This window comes from Pseudobutyrivibrio sp. LB2011, from assembly GCF_000701765.1.
Lineage (GTDB): Bacteria > Bacillota > Clostridia > Lachnospirales > Lachnospiraceae > Pseudobutyrivibrio > Pseudobutyrivibrio ruminis.
On the sequence record NZ_JNJS01000002.1, the window covers coordinates 354906 to 379433 of the forward strand.

Here is a 24528-nt window from a genome sequence, read left to right on the forward strand (position 1 = left end):
AAATCTAGGTATAATGAACCGTATTGAAGTAGAGTTTATGGTGTGTTAAAGTCTCATTCATAAACAAATACGAAAGAAAACCCCAATATAAATAATGGGCTTGAAGGAGGAGACAAATATGAAAAACAACTTATTAAAGAAGATTACTAGCGTATCATTAGCAGGTGTTGTATTGGCTGGGGCACTTGTAGGTTGCGGAAGCTCAGATGCAGCTGCAGACACATCTTCAGAGGAGGCAACAGAAAGCACAGAGGCTACAGAGGATTTAGTGCCAATCACAGTTGCAGCATCAGCTACACCACATGCAGAGATTCTTGAAGCTGCAAAGCCATTACTTGCTGAGCAGGGATATGATTTACAGGTTACAGTATTCGAAGATTATGTACAGCCAAACGAGGTTGTAGAGTCAGGGGATTTTGATGCAAACTACTTCCAGCATGTACCTTATCTTGATAGCTTCAACGAGGAGCACGGAACACATCTTGTAGATGCTGGTGATATTCACTATGAGCCATTTGGAATTTACCCTGGCACAAAGTCATCACTTGATGATGTAGAAGATGGTGATGTTGTTGCAATTCCAAACGATACAACAAACGAAGCTAGAGCACTTTTACTTCTTCAGGACAATGGTCTTCTTACATTAAAGGATGGCGTTGGTCTTGAGGCAACAGTTAACGATATTACAGAAAACCCATACAACCTTGAATTCCAGGAGCTTGAGGCTGCTCAGGTAGCACGTGTAGTTGGCGAAGTTGCATATGTAGTTCTTAATGGTAACTATGCACTTGAGGCAGGCTACTCAGTTGCTAAGGATTCAATCGCATATGAGGCTTCAGATTCAGTTGCAGCTGAGACATACGTAAACATCATCGCTGTATACGAAGGACATGAGAACGACGAAAAGATTCAGGCTCTTGTATCAGTCCTTAAGTCTGATGAAATCAAGAAATTCATCGAGGATACATATGATGGAGCAGTAGTATTCTACGAAAAATAAGTCGTATACTTGACCAATATAGAGACAAAGGTTAATCTAAACAAGTGTAGTGTTACTACACTTGTTTTTACTTTTGATTACAAAAAATAAAGGAAAAAATATGAACGAAATTGTTGTAAAAAACTTATCTAAAACCTTCGATCAGTCAGAGACAAAGGTCGATGCGTTAAAAGACATTAATCTTACAATTGAAACAGGTGATATTTATGGAATCATCGGTATGTCAGGTGCTGGTAAAAGTACTCTTGTAAGATGCTTTAACTTTTTAGAGAGACCAACAAGCGGAGAGGTTTGGATTGGAGATAAAAATCTTGGTGCTCTTTCAGAGGCTGAACTTAGAGCTGAGCGTAGCCAGATTGCTATGATTTTCCAAAGCTTCAATCTTCTTATGCAGAAAAATGTTTTGGATAACATCTGTTTCCCACTTCGTCTGCAGAAGGTTTCAAAAGCAGATGCCAGAAAAAGAGCAAAGGAATTACTTGAAGTAGTAGGCCTTGCCGACAAGGCAAAAGCATATCCAGCTCAGCTTTCAGGTGGTCAGCGTCAGCGTGTTGCTATCGCTAGAGCTCTTGCAAACAATCCTAGAATTCTTCTCTGTGATGAGGCAACATCAGCCCTCGATCCACAGACAACAGCTTCTATTTTAGAGTTGCTTAGAGATATCAATAAAAAGTATGGTATTACAATCGTTGTAATCACTCACCAGATGTCAGTTGTATCTGAAATTTGTAACAAGGTTGCAATCATTGAAAAGGGCCAGGTTGTTGAAAACGGTTTGGTTGAGGATGTATTTAATCATCCAAAGTCTAGTGCGGCTAGAGAACTTATCCTTCGTGGTGATAGCGAAAAGTCTGGTGGCACAGTAGAGACTCTCAATGGCGAAAGAAAGATTCGTATTGTATTTACAGAGAATTCTTCTTTCGAGCCTGTTATTGCAAACATGGTATTGAAATTCCAGACTGCAGTTAACATTCTTCGTGCAGATACAAAGAACGTTGGCGGTTTTGCAAAGGGCGAAATGATTCTTGGACTTCCAGAGGATGAACAGCTTCAGGAGGATATCATTATTTATCTTAAGGAAAGAGGCCTTGAAATTGAGGAGGTGACTGGAGATGTTTGATTCACAGGTTATTAATATGATTTTAGAGGGTATTCGCGATACTCTTTACATGACAATTGTTTCTACTTTAATTGCATATGTTTTAGGATTACCACTTGGAATTCTTCTCAAGGTCACAAGCAAGGATGGCCTTAAGCCTAACGTAGTAGTTTATAGAATTTTGGATGTTATATGTAACGTAGTTCGTTCCATACCATTCCTTATTCTTCTTATTTTACTGATCCCATTTACAAGATTTGTTGTTGGAAAGAGCTACGGCTCAACAGCCACAATTGTTCCTCTTGTAGTTTGTGCTGCACCTTATATTGCACGTATGGTTGAATCTTCTCTTAATGAAGTGGACCCAGGTGTTATTGAGGCTGCAAAATCAATGGGAGCAAGCAACTGGGATATCGTGTTTAAGGTAATGCTTGTTGAAGCTCGTACATCACTTATCGTAGGCGCTACTATCACAACTGGAAATATCCTTGGATATTCAGCTATGTCTGGTACAGTCGGTGGTGGCGGACTTGGCGATATCGCCGTTCGCTATGGTTACTACAGATGGCAGACAGATATTATGATTGTCACTGTTATTCTTTTGATTATCTTATTCCAGATTATTCAAAATGTTGGAATGAAAGTTGCTAGTAATTTAGATAAGAGAAAGTAGTTTGAATATGATCAAATTAATCGCCACAGATGTAGATGGTACATTAGTTAAAGATGGATCATCTGAAATTTATCCTGAGTTTATTGAAAAGATAAAAGAGCTTAGAGACCAGGACATCATTGTTTGCATTGCCAGTGGACGACAGTCTACCAGCGTTGAAAGAATGTTTGATGAAATCAAAGATGATTTGATTTTCATAGCAAGTAATGGTGCTCACGTTAAATGTAGAGGTGTGGATATTCACGTTGCAGAAATGAACTGGGAATACGTGAAGGGACTTACACATGAACTCAGAGAAACACCCGGCTGCAACATTATTTGGGAAGGCCCTGGCGTTACTTATATTGAGCCAGGAAATGATGAAAGCTTTATCAAGCTTCTCACCGAAGGATATCGTAATCACGTAGAGGAAGTAGAAGATATCCTTACAGCCGGCAAAAAGATTATCAAAATATCAGCATTTAATAGACCATCTATCCGTGACCTTGGTGAGGGCAAAATCATTCCAGAATGGAAAGACAAAGTAAAGGCTACAATGGCTGGAGAAGACTGGATTGACTGTATGGATAAGTCAGTTGATAAAGGCGCAGCCCTTGGTTTTATACAAAGAATCTTTGATATTTCACCAGAGGAAACAATGGTGTTTGGCGACAACAATAACGACATTGGTATGCTTGATGTTGCAAAGCATAGCTATGCAGTAGCATCTGCCCCAGATGTTGTTAAAGAGCATGCAAATAACATCTGTCCATCATGGGCTGAAAAGGGCGTATATCAAGTTCTAAAAGAATTCGAATTTTAACAATTTTATAAAACATGTGTTTGCCTCTAGCTTATAATGGTGTAATATAAAGCTAGAGGTTTTTTATATGAGTGATAGATTAATATTTCATATTGATGTTAATAGTGCTTTTGTTTCTTGGTCTGCGGTGGAGATGCTAAAAAATGGCGGGCCTGATTTGCGTGAAATTCCATCCATAGTTGGTGGTGATCCAGATTCTAGAAGAAGCATTGTAGCGGCAAAATCAATTCCTGCAAAGAAATATGGGATTGTTACTGGGGAGCCTGTTTCCAGTGCTCTTAGAAAATGTCCTAATCTTGTAATTGCTGGCTCAAATTTTGATTGGTATGTAAAATGTTCCAGAGCTTTCAAAGCGATATGCCAGGAATATACCCCTACGATGCAATCTTTTTCAATTGATGAAGTATTTTTGGATATGTCTGGCATGAATCTTATTTATCCAGATCCAATTGCAACAGCTTATGAAATAAAGGATCGAGTCTATAAAGAACTTGGATTTACTGTTAATGTGGGTGTCGCTTCTAATAAATTATGTGCAAAAATGGCTAGCGATTTTGAAAAGCCAAATAAGGTGCACACTCTATTTTTAAATGAAATAGAGAGCAAAATGTGGCCTTTACCAGTGGAGGATTTATTTACATGCGGCAAATCTACATCAGCAAGGCTTAGGAGCCTAGGAATATTTACAATTGGTGAATTGGCGAAATATCCAGTGGAGCAATTGACAATGCTTCTTGGAGAACGTGGCGCCATACATTTTCATAACTATGCAAATGGTATAGATGATTCCCCAGTGCTTCAGGAGGCAGAGGATGCAAAGGGATATTCTGCAGAAACAACGGTTGAAGAAGATTTAGTAGATATAGAAGCCATCAACCGTCTGTTGTTGGCTCAGACGGATGTAGTCGCAGCACGTATGAGAGCCGATGAGGGAAAATGTAGATGTATAGGTGTCACATTTAGGAATCTAGATTTTGTAAACAAATCACATCAGAAAAAGCTTCCGGAAGCTACAGATGTAACAGATATTATTTTTGAAACTGCTAAGCAGCTAATAAGAGAAAGCTGGCATGGTGAACCTCTCAGGTTGCTGGGACTGTCTCTATCAGATATAGAAAGAGATGGATTTGAGCAGATGTCTCTATTTCAAGATGAAAACAAAGAGAAGAGAAAAGCATTGGATTCTACCCTGGATTCCATAAGAGGAAAATATGGAAATAGTGCAGTGCAGCGCGCCAGCACCATTGATACTAGTAAAAATATCAACAGACGGAATCAATAACCACTATATTTGAGCAAAACTTGCTTATGATTGAATTGCCTACATATGCAAGATATTCATCATAATCAATATAGAAGATTTGTCCCCAGGATGAAACCTTTATCATTGTATTGTGGATTTGGGTATCATTATGAATAATAGCTATCGCATTTACGTAGTGACTATTAGTAGATGCGGTAGCTTTATATGTATCATTTATAGAATCATAGGAATAGAGTGTTATTCTGCGATTATATCGATACAATCCCCAGATAACGGGGATGTTGTTGCTAAGCATTTCTTCCATGGTGGAAAGCATATTTCTGTGTCCATGAATACCATTCCATTTTGCTTTCATTTGGATGGATTTCATGGAATTAATATATCTGCATATTTGAAATGGTAGAATGCCAATGGAAAGTTTGCCGAAGAATTCCCTGGTAAACAACTTCGTAAATACGATAGTACTAGAAAAGTTTTTACATAGTTGAATGTAGTCTGTTTGGAAAATGGAAGCCTTGTTAGAAAGATATAGAGCGCAATCGATTGCTGAAATCATACCGCAACCTTGATTGCTAAGGCCTTTAAGGTCAGTATTATTAAGCCATGATTGATTAAAACCACAGCCGATTATTTTGCCATTATCATCTTTAATTTGAATGTATTCCCTGGCCAATTTTTGTGCTTTCATATCTATGATTTTATCATTATAAAAAAATATAAACAATTGTGTAAAAAGTGCTTGACTTATCCTTGGAATTCCTATAGAATAACCATTGTTGTTGAGGAAACAACAGATATGCGCGAGTGGCTCAGTTGGTGGAGCACCACCTTGCCAAGGTGGGGGTCGCGGGTTCGAGTCCCGTCTCGCGCTCTTTTAATATAAAAAATGAGGTCATCCAAATGGGTGACCTCATTTTTTTTACTATATGAACTTCGCAATATCTTCAACATTCTTGCGAGGTGGTTTTTTAGTAACAGATTCTGATCTGTAACCAACAGCAATGATGCTCATAACCTGCTCGTCCTCTGGAATGCCACAGAAATCTGCAACAACATTTGCATCTCTTAAGCCCATGATAAGTGTGCCTACACCAAGCTCAACAGCTTTTGCGCAGAGCAACATGTCGTGCAAACCAAGATCATAAGCGCCCCAGCCGTTTCCAACTTCGTTGTCGGCCTCACCTGTAGCTCTGTTAAATCCAGAGACGTTCTTTTGGAATGTTGTAACAATGTATGCTGTAGCATCTTTTGTGCTGTTCTGATTAAAATCAGGTAAAACAGTCTCTCTGAATTTGCTTACTTGCTCTGGAGTAGAAATGCAGTAGTATCGAGATGTCTGAGTGTTCTTCCAAGAAGGTGCAGCTGATGCAGCTGATACCATCTCGCGTAGGATTTCCTCAGAAACCTGCTTACCGTTGAATGATCTAACGCTCTGTCTAGCGTCAATAACCTGTTGGAATTCCATAATAATCCTCCTAGTGAAAGTGTCTATAATTAATATCAGGTTGCAATCAATTGAATTGTATCACAATCACTCTGGAAATCAATGTATTTGGTGCTAATGAAGAGAAATACTAGCAGTATTTCCGTTAATATCTTCTAATTCAATTGATTTTACAGTGCTAGGCTCTATTATGTTATTGAATTCCAAAGAAAAAATAGCTGTGTTATTATCTCCATCAATGCTATTTAGATTATCACAATCCTTACAATCAATAACTGTTCCGTCATCTAAGGTTAAACTTGTAATATAAGGTACGCGAGGTTTATCCATTGGAATAGCAAACCAGCTATCTTTTACATCGTCAGTAATAGTGTAGCGAATCTCCGCAGAAATAGGACTGATTTTAAATGAAGTAGCCTCACAATTAAACTCAGGGATAAAGTTGTTTAAATCAATTACAAGAGCATTACTTACTTCTGGAATAGGCAAATCAAATACCCAGGTACCACCAAAACTATTTTCGGAGAAATCACTATTCACAATCGAAAAATCGCTTAATTCTAAGTGTAAGGTTTTGCCGGTTAGGGATATTTCAGAATCAATTGAATCTGTTCCATCGATATTAAAGATAAACTCATCATCTCTGATTCCCATGCCGTATCCAAAGCTGTCCCCTTCATAGCCTTGTATATAAATATTATCAACGTTGATGTTTGGCTCACAGCCTTCGTTTATCTCAACGCCTGAGTATTGCAATGTAAGACTAATTTTATTATCATCGGCAACAATTGCTACTGGAGTAAGCGTGATACCATTGTCAGTGATGGCATATTTTGAATAATCGTCTTCTTCAGAAAATACTATTGCCTGTCCTTGTTCTGTAAGAGTTTGTTGTTGTTCGTCGGTAGCATTAAAATAGCTGCTGAGTCCATGACCCCAGAAATGACGTATTGCCGCCGTAGCAGTGATGGTAGTTATGAGTATTAAGCATATGCAAGCTGCCACTGACAGCCGTTTATTAAATTTTACTATCTTTTTATCGGACTGATATCTTGCACACTGAGTAATTAAAATGTCATCTACGCCGTTAAATGCTAAAAATAAATTTTCTTTTTTCATGATGCCAAATATCCCTCCTTTACCAAACGTGTTCTGAGCTTTGCTCTCAATCTGCTAAGCATTACTGATACATTGTTCTTTGATATACCATATTTTTTTGATATGGCAGTAATATCATCGGCATAAAAGTATCTACTAAGAAAGATAAACGCTTCCCTTTCAGGAAGGGATCTGACATAATCTGCTATTATATTTTCAAGTTCCTGTCCTAAAATGGATTGCTCTACGCCATTTGAAGCTGGAATACATTCTTCCAGTTCATCAAGAATCTCATGCATGATACCATTTCCACGCTTTTTGCTTCGACTTGCTCTGTATTTATCAAAAGCAAGTTCTCTTGCAATTTTAGCTAAAAAAGCTTTGAAGACTTTGGGCCTTGTAGGTGGGATTTTATCCCAAGTTTTTAAATAGGTATCATTTAAACATTCTTCAACATCTAAATCATCATTAAGAATATTGTTTGCGATTGATTCAAGGTAATTGCCATATTTGACGTCCGTCTCTTCAATGGCTCGTTCGTTACGTTTGAAATAAAGCTCGATTATTTCCTCGTCTTTCATGTGTGTCCCCCTTTTTATTCATTTGTAAGCGCCTTACACTTATATAGCCGTAAAAAAGATGAGATTATTACAGTTTAATAAAAAAGAAAGACTAAAGAGAAATAAAAGCAGCCAGGCTACCTCTATTTGCACCCATTATTCGATGGGAATAAAAAAGCTTAGGATTGCAGCGTGTGCAGTAATTTGTGATTTCGATGTGGTCTTCAGGAATGCCTGCCTCAAGGAATACGAGGCGGCATGCAGCCCACAAATCGAGCATGTATTTATCTTTATCATCTGGATTAAAAGTAGATGGGCGGAGTAATTCGGACTTATGCTCCTCACCAAAAGCTTTTATAAATTCATTGGCAACATCTGCGCTTACTTCATAGCAATCTTTGCAAATGCTTGGTGCGATTCCACATAGGATATTGTTTTTATTACAGCCAAATTCGGCACACATTTTTTCGATGGTGACCTTGCCAATTTTACCAACTGTTCCGCGCCATCCAGAGTGAGAAAGTGCAACCACTTCTTTTACAGGATCGTAGAAAAACAAAGGAACGCAGTCCGCATAGAATGTTACCAGTGGCATATCCTTTATGTTTGTAATGAGACCATCTACATCATCGTAAGGGAGTGGTTTGGTAAGTCCATTTCCTGCATCCTTTTCATCAACTACAATTACATTAGTTGTATGAGTCTGCTTTGACAGGCACATACGGTCATAATTCATATCTAACGCATTTGCGATACGATGATAGTTTTCACGTACGTTTTCATCGGAATCGCCTCGATTAAATCCTAAATTCAATGAATCGAATACACCTTCACTTACACCGCCTATTCGAGTGGAAAAACCGTGCTTAACACCCGCTTTCTTGAAAGAATCAAATGTAAGAAAGGAAACACCATTTTTATTTTCTAAGTTCATATTTAAACCGCCTTTTTATCTAGATACTTTACATTTGAGTATAGCATATAGAGATTTGAAAAGCAGAATAATAGATATTTGAATTTTCTGAAAATCAATCGATAAAAAGTAAGCTTTGCAACTTTAAAAAACTGTATTGACTTATAGGGTTTTATCCTATAGAATACATCTTGTTGTTGAGGAAACAACAGATATGCGCGAGTGGCTCAGTTGGTGGAGCACCACCTTGCCAAGGTGGGGGTCGCGGGTTCGAGTCCCGTCTCGCGCTCTTTTAATATAAAAAATGAGGTCATCCAAATGGGTGACCTCATTTTTTGTATTAAAGAGCACTTTACATCGAGACGGGACGACCTATCACGATTTATCGAGCTTGCGATGAGAAATCGTGATGCTTCCTTAATCCCGTCGAGCGCGTAGGCCCATACGGGCCTCGAAGGTTCGAGGTCTCGCCTGCCGGCTCGGTCGGTGCTTCTGCTTCGCAGAGGTGTCCACTGGACACCCGCACCCCGTCTCGCGCAATTTGACGAGATGTTTCCTTAATCCCGTCGAGCGAGGGGGACACAAGGGGTACAACTGGGGTACAATCATTGTTTTAGGGCTTATAGCCCTTATTTTTTTCTTATTTTGGCATTATCCAAACATCTCATTCCAACTATCAGTATCAATATCACCAAGTCGTGACACTCTTTTATAGTGGTCTGTTGTAGCTGGATTGGCATGACCTGCCATTCGCTGAATATCAGCTTGCTGCATTCCATTTGCATACATGTTATTGATGATTATTATTATTTTGGTGATTTAATTGAGTCTGATATAAAGGCTATTGCTAAAGATATAAGAAATGATCATAAGAAGGATTGGGATACTGGAGATGAAGAACAGCTAACTGACAAGCTTTTTGACCATATGGACAAGCTGATTGAAGAGTATAAAAAAGGCAATGGGAATATTGAAAATATAAGGGAGCAGGAAGATTTTCAAAAAGATGATGAAATGACAACTCTTGAAAAAGCTGAGGTTACAAGATTATCAAACTTATGGGACATAAACTTTAAGAAGCTATCTGCCAATGAAGTGCAGGTGCTTATGTATCTGGTAAAAAAGGCATCTATGAATCCTATTTTTAGACAGCCAACAAATGGGAGAACGAAAAAATAGGCTATAATACTTATATACAGAAACAAAAGGGAGCGCTGAAGTAGTAATACGGCACTCCCTTTAACTGCAATAATGAAAACTTTGGAAAAAGCTTAAGTTTTTATTTGAAATAGTCATTGTAATAATCTACAAATTTTTCGATTTCATTTCGTTGCTCTTTAGTTGCGCCATCTATTAAATGGCCATTTGTTTTATCTAACCAATATACAGCATTATTGTATGCAAGCTCGCAATCATCATATGTTTCAGCTGTATTAATCTGTACAATGAGAGTTTCATATTCAAGTATTGCGGTGTCTTTCTTATTGTCTATCAAAACAATACTATATGTTACCGCGAGTAGTATTCCAATAACTATAAATAAAAGAATTGGAAAACTAACTTTTAAATTAGAATGTAATATTTTAAAATACAAAATATATAAAATGATTACAGATAGAATACAAATGATAAGAACTACTGATAATAAAACAACCATTTCTTTGCCCCCAAAAAATCTTTTAAAACTATATTTCGCGAAGAGAAGTATATTTGTAGACAGCCCTATTTTTTATTTTCAGCCCCTCAATACGACTAATGCCTTCTTCTGGATGTTTTGATATATAATAGAAAAACTTTCTGCCGAAAGCACCTGCACCTCTAGCACGTGACATCAAATTCCATTTTTCTCTATATACATCAGGGAGTGTAAAAGGCCCTATAATATTAATCCTTTTTATTATTTCAACAGCTTCGATTGGTGTAAATTCAGGGTTTGACATAGTTTTATCTCCTTCTAGTTTAATGGCTGTGCTCATATTCATTTTTCCAATCAATTAAAACTTGTCTTTGTTCGGAGGTTACTCCATCAAAAATAGGATTTGTAGAATTCAGCCAATCAGTAATATGTTGATATAAGGTTTTTTCACCATCTTCAGTTTCCACCTTTTCAGTTGCTTTAATAAGCGCTTCCCAAGTATTTCGTGCACGTTCCTTAGCTTCAAGAGATTTATCAACTCCTAATATCACACCTATAATTATAATAACAATACATACAAAACGAACCGGAAAGCTAACCTTTGATTTTTGATCATTCATTTTATTCATAGAATCAGTTTTATCCATATATTTTTCCTCGTATTTGTTCCTATTTATTAATGTTTTAATGATATAACATCTATTAGGGTGCCAGATGCAACTAAAAGTAAACTAAGTAAAGATTTTATTTCACCTAATGATGTACATAGTTCATTGTACAAATCGGTTCCGTAGTACCCATAGTATCCAATAGTTCCGCAAAATTTAATGATACCAATAATAATTAAAATTGTTCCTATTATAGTACCTATAGTGCGTATTTTATTTGCCATAAACCGGAACATGTTAGTAAAACTTATTTGTTCATTTTCATTGTGGTTTTCCATAAATGCCTCCTCAAAAACATATATCTAATGCGTAGATTATATAACGTTCAGGTGAATTATCTGTGAATTAGAGAAATTCTATAATCAATTCAAAAGAAGAGAGGGAAAATAAATGCTCCAACTGAGAATTGATGAAATACTAGATGAACAAGAACATACAAAATATTGGCTCTTCAAAAAAATGGAACCGATGAGTTATCAAAACTTTAATAAAATATACAATAATGAAACTAGTTCTATTAAGTTTGACACATTGGAAAAACTAAAAAATGCACTTGGTGTTAGCTATGATGATTTATTTAGAGAAAACCAAAGTTAAATAATCGTTGAATCTAAATTCCGAAGATGTTATATTATAAATAAAGAAAGCACCCACTCCAAAGTGGATGCTCACGAGTTGAAACTATTTAAATGCTCATTAAGAGCACAGCCTCTCCTGTTTGCCGACAGGAGAGGCATTTTTATTTGCGCTTACTATTTCTCTTGTCGAGAAAGTTTAGCAACGCGAGGAGAAAACTACAAGCCGTGAAAGGCAATACTAGGATACCTAGCATTATCATTATGATTTCGTAATCGCTCACTGGCGCCACCTCCCTTCCGTTAGCATCCAATTGCTCGGACACCATATAGGCTCGGGAGACTACCACCCTGTCATGGGTACTTTCAGTGCGGATAAACCGCATTGATAAATGCTAGCACAAATGTTCTGTTTTTACAATCGAACATTCTACGTTTCTTGGTACTTTTATAAATACATTATTTACTCAAAAAAGATGATCCAAATGGGTGACCTCATTTTTTTATTATTTAGTATGTATCTATCTTTGAAAGCAGTTCCAGATTATATTTTTCGTATTCATTAAAAACGCTATCATCGAAGTCTGCTGCTTGTACTTCTGGAAGGTACCAGAGTTGTGTGAGGTAAAAATTGCTTAAATCCTCATCTGTAAAAATATAACCATGTCTGGCATAGATTTCATTTTTTGCTAAATGAATGATTACAGGTGGAACATTTTCAAAATCAGTTGCTTGATAATATTGGGTATCTGTATTAAATAATGGATAGCAATCTACAGAGATATCAGTGCATTCGCAAACTACTTCCTTATATCTTAAGAAATCAGGATAGTATGAAGTTTCGTCTTTATATTGACTTCGTTTATCAATCTCAGCTAGAATCTGTTCCTCGGTCCAATCGTCATTATATTTATTTAAAGTAGTATCGCTGGTGGTAGTTTGAGAGTCATCATCCTGTACTTTAATAAGCTCATAATGCCCATTAATTCCATAACCTATCACGTTGTCTTCTGACAGGACAAAATCTTCCACATCAATAGTAATGGTATTGTCTTTTAATTGAATTAATAGTGTTCCGCTGTTATCCCAACCATCATCTGAAAATTCATACGTACAAGTTCCATCTATAATGGTTCCAGTGATATTGTCGACTTCGGCAAATCTATCATATGAGCTTGTTTGTGTATAGAGAGATGCATTTGTTATTTCGTTACCTTGTATTTCAATATTAAACTCAGCACCACTATCTGTTATGCGAGAGCCATCAGTAGACCATAAGCCTACATAATCAGAGTAGTCTTCAGTGCTAGATTCCATACTAGAAGACTCATCACTGGTTGGGGAACTAGTAGCACTATCCACTGTGTTTTCTTTTAATTCTTGAGAGTTGGTTTCTCCACTAGATTGATTACATGCTGAAAGAAGCAATGTGCTAGCAATTATTAATAGAATAAGCTTTCTTTTCATTATTTAGGTCCTCCGATGATGTAAAATAATCAACTAAAATGTAAAAACAGTCTTCTCACAGGAACGAATAAAACAAGCATCAATACAAAGTTGGATACGCAATGGACTAAGTCCCAAGGGATTCCTGCAATCCACCATGGGAACGCTGTGTTTATGGCTGCCGTTAATCCTCCGGAGAAGAGTCCAATTGCAAAATATGTTAGCGAACAAAGTGCTCCAAAACATAGTCCGAATAATCCAGAAAAGATTGCCCAGAATACAGGTGATTCTTCTTTCCTAAAGAGCCAAGCTAATAACACAAGCAGTGGCCATATATACATATACATTATCCACCAGGTATTCATGCCATAAATGGCACCTTCCACTAGGATAAATGCAGGGACCACTGCAACTATTTTTCGTCCGAAAAAGAGTGTGAACATTATCAGCCAAAACGTTGTAAGTTCCACATTTGGGGCAAAACTAAGAACTGCTTTGCAAACTTCAATTAATGCTATCATCATTCCGATGAGGGCGATATCTTTGGTTGTAAATCTGCTGTCCATATTACTGTGCTAATTCGTAAGTCCATGTATATGTGTCACCATCAGTTACTGGCTGCTGATTAGCACTATACTGACCATATTCTCCGTTAACATATAATGCCCAGTATGCATTGTCTTCTGCGTAGATAGCCTGAGTTCCGTTAATCACTTCTACCATAAGTCCGTAGTCTCCATCTTGACCGCTGAAAGAAAAACTATCATCAGATTCTGCCAACTCATCCATAGCATCCTTTAAATACTCTGCGTCAGTATGCACATCATATGTTGTTGATTCTCCGTTATTATTCACAACTTCAATTACAATTGACTTTGCACCTTCAGTAGGCTTTGCACTGAATTTGTTATAGCAAAGTACAAATACTGCTATTAAAGCTACAAGAGCAACGGCTCCAATTATTATTTTCTTTAAGCTTTTCTTTTCCATTAAGAATCTCCTTTGCTTATTATTGGCTATAGTTTAACAGATTGCAGGCGATTAATATACAGGAAAGAAAAAGCTGTATGCCGTTATTTGACACATACTACACACTATGCTAGAATCCATTCCGTTGTACTTTGATAATTGAATAGAGGTCAAGAAATCCATGTATTTATTCCTCGTTTTAGCGCCATGCACCAGGACGACTGGTTAACGAGGAGGAGGGATTATCGAAAATTCGGCGGGTGCCCTCCCGTGTTGCCTAACGCGAACGCATTAGCAAATATGCAGGTGACTGCAAAACAAAGATGATGCGATAGGTAGTTTTGAACTTTCACAGCATTGCTGTAATACATAGAAAGAATGAGGAATAAAATATGTGTGGAATTATAGGTTTTTTAGGAAATGATGCTTTAGCTAATATATTAGATGGATTAGAGCTTCTTGAGTATAGAGGATATGACAGTGCAGGAATCGCTATCAGACGTGAAAATGAAGGCGACTCACAGGTGTACAAGTGCCAGGGCAGAGTTAGCGACCTTAGAGGAATTGTTCCAGCTGAAGGTGCTGATTTTAGCTGCGGTATTGGTCATACCAGATGGGCTACTCATGGTGGAGTTTGCGATAAGAATGCTCATCCACATCGTTCGGGAAAAGTTACATTAGTTCATAACGGCATCATTGAAAACTATGCTGATTTACGTGAAGAATACGAGCTTGAGGATAAGCTTGTTACTGAGACAGATACTGAGGTTGTTGCAGCTCTTATTGATAAGCTCTACGATGGTGATCCAAAGAAGACAATCAAAAGAGTAATCAAAAAGATTAAGGGTACATTTGCGTTTGTAATCATGTTTGACGATAAGCCAGATACTATCTACGCAGTTAGAAATGTTAGCCCTATCGTAGCTACAACTACTGACAATGCGACTGTATTGTCTTCTGACCCAGCAGCACTTTTCAAGTATTCAAAGGAGTACTTTGTACTTGATGAGAGAATTATTCTTACAGCAAATCGTGATGGCATTTCTTTAGAAGATTTCGATGGTAATCCAGTTGAGCCAAATTACACAAAGGTTGATTGGGATGTTTCTGCTCCAGGAAAGCAGGGCTATCCATATTTCATGGCAAAGGAAATTGATGAGCAGCCAACTTGCATTCGCAGAATCTTAAGCAACTATCTTGTTAATAACGATATTGAGTTTGGTTTCGGCGGTACATTAGACGATGCTTTAAAGAACTTCAATCGTATTTGCATTGTTGCCTGCGGCACAGCTTTGCATGCAGGTATTATGGGTGCTCAGTTGTTCAAGAAGTGGACAGGAATAAATGTTGATACTGAGATGGCTTCAGAGTTTATTTATTCAGATACTACAGTAGGTCCTGATACACTTTTCATTGCAGTTTCTCAGTCAGGTGAGACAATCGATACTTTAGAGGCCCTTAGAAAGGCAAAAGAAGCAGGTGCACTATGTCTTGCAATCTTAAATGTAAGAGGTTCATCAATTTCACGAGTTGCAGATTATACTCTTTACACAGATGCAGGCCCAGAAATAGCAGTTGCCAGCACAAAGGCATACACAACACAGATGTTGATGTTCTATATGCTTGCCCTTAAGTCAGGTCTTGTAAGAGGAACAATCACAGAGGAGTATTTTGAGGAAGCTACTAGCAACCTTAGAAAAATCCCTGATGCTATGGCAGAGGTTATCGGACAGAAGGATGCAATTCACAAATTAGCAAAAGAAGTAATCACAGCTTCTGATCTTTTCATGATTGGTAGAGGTTTGGATTACACAGTACTTATGGAAGGCGCCTTAAAGCTTAAGGAGATTTCTTACATTCATTCAGAGGCATATGCGGCTGGCGAATTAAAGCATGGTCCAATCGCTCTTATTTCAGAGGGAACACCAGTTATCGCTGCGGTAACTCAGACACATTTGATTTCAAAAGCATTGTCAAATGTTAAGGAAATCAGAGCTCGTGGAGCAAACGTTGTGCTTATTGCAAAGAATGAATTGAAGGCTGATTTCTCTGATGAGTATCATGTAATTGGTCTTCCAGATTTAGATGACGAGTATATGTCATTCCCAGAAATCGTTGCTCTTCAGATTTATTCATATTACGTTTCAGCGGATAAGGGACTTGATGTTGATAAGCCAAGAAACCTTGCAAAGGTAGTAACAGTTGAGTAATAGATATTTATATGGAATAAATATGTGGATTTGACCAGAAGTACAACAAAGGTCCATGTCAAAATGACATGGACCTTAAATAATGCATATGAAATTAATTTAAAGTACCAAGATAATCCTGAATAGCTTCAGTTGTGATATCGTAATACTCGTATGTAGCATTTTCTTCGGCTGCTGTTGTAGCCTTTGTATAAATTGAAAAACCAATCCAAACAACAATAGCCAATCCGATAACGGCTACACAAAGGATGCTGAGAGCTTCCTCTATTTTTTTCTTTCTGATAATTGATCTACGATGATCGCGCTCGTATCTTTTTTTATCTACCTTTTCTTGACTCATTTCTTCTCCTAAACCAAACTGTGATATTTCCAATAGGAACAGCTTGATATTTTACAACTACAAGATATAGTAACGCAATTAGCTTTGATTTTCAAGGAAATTTGGGCAGAATGGGTACGCAACTAAATATTAACTAAAAACAGGAAAAGAACTGTTCAAACCGCAAGATATTGTGGTAGAATTTATACTGAATATATTATAGACGTAGTCTAGGTAGTTTTACGAAGGAGATATAAGTTATGAGTAAAGCTGATGTGATTTTTAAAGAAATGTGCCGTGATATCTTAGAGAATGGTACAGATACAAAAGATGAAATTGTGCGCCCTATCTGGGAGGATACTGGCGAAAAGGCATATACAATTAAGCAGTTTGGTGTAGTCAACAAATACGATTTAAGAGAGGAGTTCCCTGCCCTTACTCTTAGAAAGACTGCACTTAAAACAGCTATGGACGAAATCCTTTGGATTTACCAGCGTAAATCAAACAACATTAAGGATTTAAAAGGCCATATTTGGGACCAATGGGCAGACGAAGAAGGCTCAATTGGTACAGCATATGGCTATGTTGTAGGCGAAAAGTTTAAGTTTAAGGGCAAGATGATTGATCAGATGGATTATGTTCTCAAGCAGCTCAAGGAGACACCATATTCCCGTAGAATCATGACAAACCTTTATCAGTTCCATGATTTAGCAACAGGTCACTTGGATCCATGCTGCTACTCGGCTACTTACAATGTTACAAAGGATAAGGATTCAGATAAGCTAGTTCTTAATATGGTGCTCAATCAGCGTTCACAGGATGTTCTTGCAGCTAACAACTGGAATGTTTGTCAGTATGCCATCCTTCTCATGATGGTTGCTCAGGTCAACGACATGATTCCGGGCCAGCTTATACATGTCATCGCTGATGCACATATTTACGATAGACACGTGGATGCTATAAAGGAATTACTTAGCCGACCAGAGCTTCCAGCTCCAAAGGTTCGCTTGAACCCGGATGTTAAGAACTTCTACGATTTTACAACTGATGACCTCATCGTAGAGGGTTACGAGGCTGGCGAACAGATTCGTAATATTCCTATAGCAGTCTAGGAGGTGCGTATGAATTTAATAGTTGCAGTAGATAAAAATTGGGCAATCGGCAAGGATAACAAGCTTTTGGTGAGCATTCCTGATGATATGAAGTTTTTCAGGGAGACTACTACAGGCAAGGTTGTTGTTATGGGCCGAAAGACTCTAGAGAGCTTTCCTAATGGTAAGCCTCTCAAAAACAGAGTTAATATCGTTCTTACAAGAGACCCTAATTACGAAGTGAAGGATGCAATCATCGTTCATTCAAAGGAAGAGCTTGATGAAGAACTTAAAAAATATAATCAGGATGATATTTTTGTCATCGGTGGCGAAAGTATCTATCGCATGATGTTAAATGACTGCAAGCGAGCATTTGTTACATATGTTGACTATGCTTACGATGCAGATACATATTTTCCAAATTTGGACGAGCTTTCAGATTGGAAGCTTGCGGAAGAATCAGAGGAGCAAACTTATTACGATATAGAATTTTATTTTAGAACTTATACACGTTAATTGGCACAACTTAAGAGGGTACTGACATGGCATTAAATATTACTGGAAGGAAGTTATTTGTTAAGGCACTTAAAGAAGAAGGCGTAGATACCATTTTCGCTTATCCAGGAGGCATGATTACTGACATCGTGGATGAGCTATACAAAACCGAAGGAATTCGTGTTATTTTGGGCCGTCATGAGCAAGCACTTGTTCATGAGGCGGAAGGCTATGCCCGCGCGACTGGGAAAACTGCGGTCGTCCTAGTCACTTCAGGTCCTGGCGCAACAAATACAATCACCGGTATTGCAGATGCTTATTATGACAGTATCCCTATGGTGATTTTTACAGGACAGGTTCCTCTTCACCTTATTGGAAACGATGCATTCCAAGAGGTAGATATTGTTGGAATGACTCGTTCAATCACCAAGTACGGCGTGACAATCAGAGATAGAGAAGACATGGGCCGTCTCATAAAAATGGGATTTCAGGTTGCTTCAACTGGCAAGCCAGGCCCTGTACTTATAGATATTCCAAAGGATATTCAGGTTCAGACTGGTGATCCTGAGTACCCAGAGCATGTTGATATCAGGGGCTATCATCCTAATGAAACAGTTCATATTGGCCAGTTAAAAAAGGCTTATCGTTTACTTAAATCAGCTAAAAAGCCTTTAATCCTTGCTGGTGGCGGTGTTAGAATTTCTGGCGCTGAGAAGGAGCTTCTGGAGTTTGCTGCTAAAATGAATGTTCCAGTTACTACTACAGTAATGGGAAAGGGTGTTATGCCTGAGGACCACGAGCTTTTCATTGGCAACTGTGGTATGCATGGTCGCTTTGCTGCCAACAAAGCAGTTACAGAGTGCGATGTGCTGTTCTCAATTGGCACACGTTTTAATGATAGAATAACAGGTGAGCTTGATGAATTTGCGCCAAAGGCAAAAATCGTTCACGTCGATATTGCTTCTGCCTCTATTTCAAGAAATGTAGTGGTAGATGTACCTGTTACAGCAGATGCTAAAATCGCACTGGAACGATTGGTAGAATATGCGGAGCCAATGAACACAGCAAAATGGCTTGCTAAGATAAACGAATGGGAGAGTGAACATCCTCTTTCAATGCCTGACACAAAGGTAGGCATTAATCCACAGTTTATCTGTGAGAAAATCAATCAGGTATTCTTTGATGCAAACATCGTTACAGATGTTGGTCAGCATCAGATGTGGGCAACACAGTTTATCAAGTTAAGCGAGGGTCAGGAATTCATCACTTCAGGTGGTCTTGGCACCATGGGATTTGGTTTTCCGGCAGCAATTGGAGCGTCAGTAGGCAATCCTAAAAAGCCAGTTGTATTAATTACTGGTGATGGTGGCTTCCAAATGAACATGCAGGAGATGGCCACTGCAATGACTGAAAAAATTCCAGTTATTATATGTATATTTAATAATTCAAATCTGGGCATGGTTCGTCAGATGCAACAGTTATTCTATGGAAAGAGATACGAGATTACAGATCTTTCTGCATCAGATGGAAGTTATTATCCAGACTTTATAAAGTGGGCTGAAGGATACAGCTGCAAAGCTATCCGTGTTACTAATCAGGACGATGTATTGTCAGCGCTTGAGACAGCAAGGGCAAATACAGATGGCCCTACAGTTTTGGAATTTATTGTCTCTCCAGACGATTTAGTATTACCAATGGTTAAAAGTGGTACACCACTTAGTGAAATGATTTTGAAGTAGATGTAGAGGGGCTAACAATATGAAGAACAGATGGATTGCATTATATGTAGAAAATCAGGTTGGTGTTTTGGCAAAGGTTTCAGGATTGTTTTCAGCAAAGTCCTACAACCTTCAAACTCTCACTGTTGGTACGACAGAAAGAGACGATGTTTCTAGAATGACAATTTCGGTTAAAGCTGACGATGCCACATTTGAGCAGATTAAAAAACAGCTCAATGCTATGGTTGAGGTTATAAAAGTAATAGACCTGACCACCATGTCAATTCACATGAAAGAGATACTTTATGCTAGGGTAAATGGGCTCAACAGTGAGTCTAAGACCGAGGCATTTCAAATAGCCAACGTATTTAATCAGGGAGGAAGCGTTAAAATCGTTGATATTGGCGCTGATTCAGTACTCTTTGAGTGTATGTTGACAGAGCGCAAGAACAATGAGATTATAGAACTACTCAAATCACGATTTAAGAAAATTGAAGTCACTCGTGGTGGAGCAGTAGCGGTAGAATCAATCAGCAGTTCTTGCAGATAATATATATTGTAGGAGAAATTAATGAAAAAGCTAAAAGGGAGTTTAGCACTGCTTTTAGTGGTTAGTTTGTGCCTTTGTAGTACATCTGCCAGAGCTTCACAATCGGAGGTAGATCGACTAAAACAAGAGTCGGAAAATGCCTCACAGGCTGTTGATGATATCAACAATGCCAAGCAACAGGTAGAAGATGCAAAGGGACAGCTTGAGGACCAGGCAACTTCACTTAGTGGGCAGATTAGTGATTTAAATACTCAGATTACCACTGTATCAAGTGAAATTTCCGAAACGGAAGACAGCATAGCACTTGTAGAAGCAGATATCGAATCTTTGAATGAAAAGCTTGAAACAACACAAGCTTCCTTGGATACACAAAAGGAAGCCATGAAGGCTCGCATTCAGTACATGTACGAAAACAAATCTACAAACACGCTTGTTAACTTTTTGGAAAGCGGTTCTATTTCGGAGTTTTTACAACGTCTTGAATATATGGCACAGATTACAGCTTACGATCAGGAAGCCATAGAAAAATACGAAGAAACTCAGCAGGAGTTGGAAGATACCAAGTCTGCTATCGAGACTAAAAATGACGAGCTTACAGCATACCAGGATACTCTTCAGAGCAAGAGGTCGGAGCTTGGTACACTTGTAAGCAGCACCACTTCAGCATTAAATACTACAAATTCTCAGATAGAGCTTACAGAGGCTGCTATCGCAGAATTAGAAAAACAATTAGAAGAAGCAAAAGCATACGAGCAAAAGATTCAGCAGCAATATGAGGCAGCTCAGGTTGCATTGGCTGAAAAGCTTGCAGGTGAAACTGGTGGATATACTGGCGGTTACACCACCACAGACGAGGAAACACTTATCCTTGCAGCTCTTATTCAGGCAGAGGCTGCCAATCAGGGAGATGCTGGTCGTCTAGCAGTTGGTTCAGTTGTTATGAACCGTGTAGCCAGCTCAAAGTTTCCTAACACAGTTTCCGGTGTAATATATGCATCAGGTCAGTTTGCGCCAGTAACATCAGGTCGTGTGGCCATGATTCTTGCAGAGGGGCCAAACAGTGCATGCCAATACGCGGCAGCTCAGGCAATTGCAGGAAACACAAATACAGATGCTTTATTCTTCTGTACTTATTCATATGCTCAGAGCTTGCACGAATCACAGGTAGCTGCTGGGCAGGCAGGATTTTTAGATAGAACTTCGGGTACAGTTATAAATGCCCATTATTTCTATAATTATAATTAATAAAGGAGGTTTGTTTTATGGCAACACCACATAATGAAGCGAAAAAAGGGGATTTCGCCAAGACAGTACTTATGCCAGGCGATCCATTACGAGCAAAGTTTGTAGCAGAAAATTTCTTAGAGGATGTAAAATGTGTTAATACAGTTCGTAACTGCCTTGGTTTCACAGGAACATACAAGGGAGTACCAGTATCTGTAATGGCTAGTGGTATGGGTATGCCTTCAATCGGTATCTACTCATACGAGCTTTATGCTTTCTATGATGTAGAAAACATCATCCGTATCGGTTCTGCAGGAAGCTACACAGACAAGCTTAACGTTCTTGATGTAGTTATTTCTGAGAGCGCATATTCAGACAGCACATTTGCTAAGTACACAAATGGCGTAGAGGAGAAGACTCTTTACCCAAGCAAGAAGATCAACGATATTGCTATTGCAAAGGCTAAGGAGCTTGGTATCGATGCAAAGGTTGCAAAGGTACACTCTGCAGATCAGTTCTATACAGCACCAGAAATGGGTGGATGGCAGGCAGTTAAAGAGCGTTGCCAGTGCGACTGCGTAGAAATGGAAAGCTTTGCTCTTTTCAACAATGCAAACATGCTTGGAAAGAACGCTACATGTATGCTTACAATCTCTGATTCTTTCGTTACATCTGAGGAAATCCCAGCTGAGGATCGTCAGAAGTCATTCACAGAGATGATGAAGCTTGCGCTTGAGACAGCTATTGCACTTTAATTTAATATGAGTATTATGAAGTCACTTTTAATAGTGACTTCATTTTTTATGAAAAAAGGGGGAATTACCATGGGGCAGATTAGTATTACATCAAAGTTTTGGGGAAGATATCGCGGACTTGTAAGGACAGAAATGATTCCTTTTCAGTGGAGCGTTTTAAACGACCAGGCGGATATCGTTATTGAGAAGGAAAGAAACGACGATTCAATCCCAAACGAGAAAAGCCATGCAATTGCTAATTTTAAAATTGCAGCAGGACGAGAAAAAGGAACACATTATGGTTGGACTTTTCAGGACAGTGATGTGTATAAATGGTTGGAGGCCGTAGCATACTCCCTTAGGGAAAAAATGAATCCTGAGCTTGAGGCTAAAGCACTGGAAGTTATTGATTTAATAGCTGATGCTCAAGAAGAGGATGGATACTTAGATACTTACTTTTCAATCTTGGGATTGGATAGTAGATACAAAAGATTAGCAGGCAGCCATGAGCTATATTGTATGGGTCATTTTATTGAGGCTGCAGTGGCTTATCATGATGCTACAGGAAATGAAAAAGTACTTAATGTAGCAAAGAAATGTGCTGATAATATTGATGCGAACTTTGGGCCAGAGGACGGAAAAATTCATGGCTATGATGGACATGAGGAAATCGAAATAGGCTTGCTGAGATTATACAGAGCAACAGAAGAAAAACGCTATTTGAATTTGGCAAAGTACTTCTTGCTTGAAAGAGGAAAGAATCCTCAGTTTTTCAAAGAGCAGGCAAAGAAATATGATGGTCCTAATGCGTTAAATGGAATTGAGAACATGCCTGACACATATTTCCAAAATCATAAACCAATACTTGAACAGGAAACTGCTGAAGGTCATGCCGTTAGACTGGTATATATGTGTACTGCACTTGCAGATTTAGCTGCAGAAACAGGAGATAAAGAAATCTTCGAAGCATGTAAACGTCTTTGGAAAGACGTTGTAGAAAAGCGAATGTTCATTACAGGAGGTATTGGATCTACTGTTATAGGAGAGTCATTTACACTTGATTATGATTTGCCAAATGACACCATGTACTGTGAAACCTGCGCTGCAATTGGACTAATTTTCTTTGCAAGACAAATGCTTAGAATAGAGCCAGACAGTGAATATGCAGAGGTTATGGAAAGAGCACTGTACAACTGCGCGTTGGCTGGAATGGCACTTGATGGTAAACATTTCTTCTATGTAAACCCTCTTGAAGTAAATCCTAAAAAGTCAAAGCTGGATCCTACCAAAAGTCATGTAAAGCCTGTTCGTCCAGCATGGCTTGGATGTGCTTGTTGTCCACCAAATCTGGCAAGAATGATTACATCGCTTGATGACTATATCTATACAGTTAAGGAGAACGGAATTCTGCTTAATCAGTATATTGATTCTGAGTCTCACATCAACGTTGGAAACAACTATGTGGAAATAACACAGGAGACTGAGTTCCCTTGGGACGAAACTGTGAAAGTCTCTGTTAAGAATTCAGGGGCTGATAGAATCAGATTTGGAATTAGAATTCCAAGTTGGGCAGACGAAAAGTGTCTTATAGTTGATGGAAAAGAAGTACCTATAAATACTGATCAAGGCTATCAATATTTGGAATTGGAAGCTAATGAAAAAGTCAGCATGGTTCTAAAGTTTAAAATGTCTGTAAGACGTTATTATTGTAATCCACTTGTATCTGAGAACAATGGCAAAGTTGCAATCGGACGTGGCCCTTTCATCTATTGCATTGAAGGAGTCGATAATGGTGACAATCTAAATAATATTAGTTTACCTGCTGACAATAAGCTTGAATATCATTTTGACGAAAAGCTTTTGAATGGTGTAGGTGTTATTGAGGGGGAAGCTGAAAGACTTGTAGTTGATAACGGTAATTCACTATACTTCACAGAAACAATAAAGAAAGAAAACACAAAGATTAAGTTTATTCCATATTATGCATGGGCAAATAGAGGCGAAAACGAGATGCAGGTATGGATTAGAGAATAATAGCAT

At 38.3% G+C, this 24528-nt stretch carries 29 protein-coding genes and 2 tRNA genes; 17 read left to right on the forward strand and 14 right to left on the reverse strand.

The window, feature by feature from the left end:
- Positions 1 to 118: 118 nt before the first annotated feature.
- The 5 genes from T375_RS05130 to T375_RS05150 all read left to right on the forward strand — a co-directional run bounded on the left by T375_RS05130 (position 119) and on the right by T375_RS05150 (position 4856).
- A complete protein-coding gene (locus tag T375_RS05130; RefSeq protein WP_044935804.1) occupies positions 119 to 1000 on the forward strand; it encodes a MetQ/NlpA family ABC transporter substrate-binding protein in 882 nt (293 codons plus the stop codon).
- A 100-nt stretch (positions 1001 to 1100) separates the two neighbouring features.
- The gene (locus T375_RS05135) at positions 1101 to 2120 is read left to right on the forward strand and encodes a methionine ABC transporter ATP-binding protein (RefSeq protein ID WP_033151657.1); all 1020 of its coding nucleotides are present in this window, start codon (positions 1101 to 1103) and stop codon (positions 2118 to 2120) included.
- Positions 2113 to 2772: a methionine ABC transporter permease gene (locus tag T375_RS05140; RefSeq protein ID WP_044935805.1), complete on the forward strand. Its 660-nt coding sequence runs from the start codon at positions 2113 to 2115 to the stop codon at positions 2770 to 2772. Before T375_RS05135 ends, T375_RS05140 begins: the two co-directional genes overlap by 8 nt.
- A gap of 7 nt (positions 2773 to 2779) precedes the next feature.
- A complete protein-coding gene (locus T375_RS05145; RefSeq protein ID WP_044936230.1) occupies positions 2780 to 3574 on the forward strand; it encodes a Cof-type HAD-IIB family hydrolase in 795 nt (264 codons plus the stop codon).
- A 67-nt stretch (positions 3575 to 3641) separates the two neighbouring features.
- Positions 3642 to 4856, forward strand: coding sequence for a DNA polymerase Y family protein (locus T375_RS05150; RefSeq protein WP_044935806.1), 1215 nt, complete (start codon positions 3642 to 3644; stop codon positions 4854 to 4856).
- Here T375_RS05150 and T375_RS13420 read toward each other — a convergent pair.
- On the reverse strand, positions 4837 to 5526 hold the full coding sequence (locus tag T375_RS13420; protein WP_155952438.1) for a hypothetical protein: 690 nt from the start codon (positions 5524 to 5526) through the stop codon (positions 4837 to 4839). The two genes, T375_RS05150 and T375_RS13420, sit on opposite strands and share 20 nt — an antisense overlap.
- A 110-nt stretch (positions 5527 to 5636) precedes the next feature.
- Here T375_RS13420 and T375_RS05160 point away from each other — a divergent pair.
- Positions 5637 to 5709 (forward strand) — tRNA-Gly (locus T375_RS05160).
- A 51-nt stretch (positions 5710 to 5760) separates the two neighbouring features.
- Here the strand turns inward: T375_RS05160 and T375_RS05165 are convergent.
- The 4 genes from T375_RS05165 to pgeF all read right to left on the reverse strand — a co-directional run bounded on the left by T375_RS05165 (position 5761) and on the right by pgeF (position 8874).
- A complete protein-coding gene (locus T375_RS05165; RefSeq protein ID WP_044935808.1) occupies positions 5761 to 6303 on the reverse strand; it encodes a nitroreductase family protein in 543 nt (180 codons plus the stop codon).
- 93 nt (positions 6304 to 6396) lie between these two features.
- A complete protein-coding gene (locus tag T375_RS05170) occupies positions 6397 to 7401 on the reverse strand; it encodes a DUF4179 domain-containing protein (protein ID WP_044935809.1) in 1005 nt (334 codons plus the stop codon).
- Positions 7398 to 7961, reverse strand: coding sequence for an RNA polymerase sigma factor (locus T375_RS05175; RefSeq protein ID WP_044935811.1), 564 nt, complete (start codon positions 7959 to 7961; stop codon positions 7398 to 7400). Before T375_RS05175 ends, T375_RS05170 begins: the two co-directional genes overlap by 4 nt.
- A 91-nt stretch (positions 7962 to 8052) precedes the next feature.
- Complete coding sequence (gene pgeF, locus T375_RS05180) at positions 8053 to 8874, reverse strand: peptidoglycan editing factor PgeF (protein ID WP_044935815.1); 822 nt, start codon at positions 8872 to 8874, stop codon at positions 8053 to 8055.
- Between the two features lie 195 nt (positions 8875 to 9069).
- Here pgeF and T375_RS05190 point away from each other — a divergent pair.
- Positions 9070 to 9142: transfer RNA gene (locus T375_RS05190), tRNA-Gly, on the forward strand.
- 362 nt (positions 9143 to 9504) lie between these two features.
- Here the strand turns inward: T375_RS05190 and T375_RS13815 are convergent.
- Positions 9505 to 9627, reverse strand: coding sequence for a hypothetical protein (locus T375_RS13815; RefSeq protein WP_256377524.1), 123 nt, complete (start codon positions 9625 to 9627; stop codon positions 9505 to 9507).
- On the opposite strand from T375_RS13815, the gene T375_RS05195 reads away from it, so the two are divergent.
- Complete coding sequence (locus T375_RS05195) at positions 9619 to 10032, forward strand: hypothetical protein (RefSeq protein WP_143064537.1); 414 nt, start codon at positions 9619 to 9621, stop codon at positions 10030 to 10032. The genes T375_RS13815 and T375_RS05195 overlap by 9 nt on opposite strands.
- A 100-nt stretch (positions 10033 to 10132) precedes the next feature.
- Here the strand turns inward: T375_RS05195 and T375_RS13685 are convergent, their stop codons facing one another.
- The 4 genes from T375_RS13685 to T375_RS05215 are packed head-to-tail and all read right to left on the reverse strand — an operon-like array spanning position 10133 to position 11435.
- Positions 10133 to 10510: a hypothetical protein gene (locus T375_RS13685; protein WP_044935826.1), complete on the reverse strand. Its 378-nt coding sequence runs from the start codon at positions 10508 to 10510 to the stop codon at positions 10133 to 10135.
- A gap of 28 nt (positions 10511 to 10538) precedes the next feature.
- Positions 10539 to 10793, reverse strand: coding sequence for a hypothetical protein (locus T375_RS05205; protein WP_044935829.1), 255 nt, complete (start codon positions 10791 to 10793; stop codon positions 10539 to 10541).
- Between the two features lie 19 nt (positions 10794 to 10812).
- On the reverse strand, positions 10813 to 11136 hold the full coding sequence (locus tag T375_RS05210) for a hypothetical protein (RefSeq protein WP_044935832.1): 324 nt from the start codon (positions 11134 to 11136) through the stop codon (positions 10813 to 10815).
- Between the two features lie 29 nt (positions 11137 to 11165).
- Positions 11166 to 11435, reverse strand: coding sequence for a hypothetical protein (locus T375_RS05215; protein ID WP_044935835.1), 270 nt, complete (start codon positions 11433 to 11435; stop codon positions 11166 to 11168).
- 112 nt (positions 11436 to 11547) lie between these two features.
- Here T375_RS05215 and T375_RS05220 point away from each other — a divergent pair, with 112 nt between their 5' ends.
- The gene (locus tag T375_RS05220) at positions 11548 to 11754 is read left to right on the forward strand and encodes a helix-turn-helix domain-containing protein (RefSeq protein ID WP_044935837.1); all 207 of its coding nucleotides are present in this window, start codon (positions 11548 to 11550) and stop codon (positions 11752 to 11754) included.
- A 488-nt stretch (positions 11755 to 12242) separates the two neighbouring features.
- Here T375_RS05220 and T375_RS05225 read toward each other — a convergent pair whose 3' ends face one another.
- Genes T375_RS05225 through T375_RS05235 form a run of 3 tightly spaced genes read right to left on the reverse strand, consistent with a single transcriptional unit; the run spans position 12243 to position 14168 of the window.
- Positions 12243 to 13199 (reverse strand): YARHG domain-containing protein, encoded by a 957-nt coding sequence (locus T375_RS05225; RefSeq protein WP_044935840.1) that lies wholly within the window; start codon positions 13197 to 13199, stop codon positions 12243 to 12245.
- 29 nt (positions 13200 to 13228) lie between these two features.
- Positions 13229 to 13744, reverse strand: a complete 516-nt coding sequence (locus T375_RS05230; RefSeq protein ID WP_044935842.1) for a hypothetical protein — start codon at positions 13742 to 13744, stop codon at positions 13229 to 13231.
- A 1-nt stretch (position 13745) separates the two neighbouring features.
- A complete protein-coding gene (locus T375_RS05235) occupies positions 13746 to 14168 on the reverse strand; it encodes a DUF4430 domain-containing protein (RefSeq protein ID WP_044935844.1) in 423 nt (140 codons plus the stop codon).
- 371 nt (positions 14169 to 14539) lie between these two features.
- Between T375_RS05235 and glmS the strand changes: the two genes are divergently transcribed.
- Positions 14540 to 16357 carry a glutamine--fructose-6-phosphate transaminase (isomerizing) gene (gene glmS / locus T375_RS05240; RefSeq protein WP_044935846.1) on the forward strand — a complete coding sequence of 606 codons (1818 nt, stop codon included), beginning with the start codon at positions 14540 to 14542 and terminating at the stop codon, positions 16355 to 16357.
- A gap of 94 nt (positions 16358 to 16451) precedes the next feature.
- On the opposite strand, the gene T375_RS05245 is transcribed toward glmS, so the two are convergent.
- On the reverse strand, positions 16452 to 16697 hold the full coding sequence (locus T375_RS05245; protein ID WP_044935848.1) for a hypothetical protein: 246 nt from the start codon (positions 16695 to 16697) through the stop codon (positions 16452 to 16454).
- Between the two features lie 239 nt (positions 16698 to 16936).
- Here T375_RS05245 and thyA point away from each other — a divergent pair, with 239 nt between their 5' ends.
- The 7 genes from thyA (at position 16937) to T375_RS05280 (ending at position 24522) form a co-directional block, all read left to right on the forward strand.
- Positions 16937 to 17788: a thymidylate synthase gene (gene thyA / locus T375_RS05250; protein WP_044935852.1), complete on the forward strand. Its 852-nt coding sequence runs from the start codon at positions 16937 to 16939 to the stop codon at positions 17786 to 17788.
- A gap of 9 nt (positions 17789 to 17797) precedes the next feature.
- Positions 17798 to 18283, forward strand: coding sequence for a dihydrofolate reductase (locus T375_RS05255; protein WP_044935856.1), 486 nt, complete (start codon positions 17798 to 17800; stop codon positions 18281 to 18283).
- Between the two features lie 26 nt (positions 18284 to 18309).
- Positions 18310 to 20001, forward strand: a complete 1692-nt coding sequence (gene ilvB / locus T375_RS05260) for a biosynthetic-type acetolactate synthase large subunit (RefSeq protein WP_044935861.1) — start codon at positions 18310 to 18312, stop codon at positions 19999 to 20001.
- A gap of 19 nt (positions 20002 to 20020) precedes the next feature.
- Positions 20021 to 20530, forward strand: coding sequence for an acetolactate synthase small subunit (ilvN, locus tag T375_RS05265; RefSeq protein ID WP_033151614.1), 510 nt, complete (start codon positions 20021 to 20023; stop codon positions 20528 to 20530).
- A 21-nt stretch (positions 20531 to 20551) separates the two neighbouring features.
- Positions 20552 to 21775, forward strand: a complete 1224-nt coding sequence (locus T375_RS05270; RefSeq protein WP_044935865.1) for a cell wall hydrolase — start codon at positions 20552 to 20554, stop codon at positions 21773 to 21775.
- A gap of 17 nt (positions 21776 to 21792) precedes the next feature.
- Positions 21793 to 22509: a purine-nucleoside phosphorylase gene (deoD, locus tag T375_RS05275; RefSeq protein ID WP_033151613.1), complete on the forward strand. Its 717-nt coding sequence runs from the start codon at positions 21793 to 21795 to the stop codon at positions 22507 to 22509.
- Between the two features lie 69 nt (positions 22510 to 22578).
- Positions 22579 to 24522 (forward strand): glycoside hydrolase family 127 protein, encoded by a 1944-nt coding sequence (locus T375_RS05280; RefSeq protein WP_155952440.1) that lies wholly within the window; start codon positions 22579 to 22581, stop codon positions 24520 to 24522.
- Positions 24523 to 24528 lie beyond the last annotated feature (6 nt).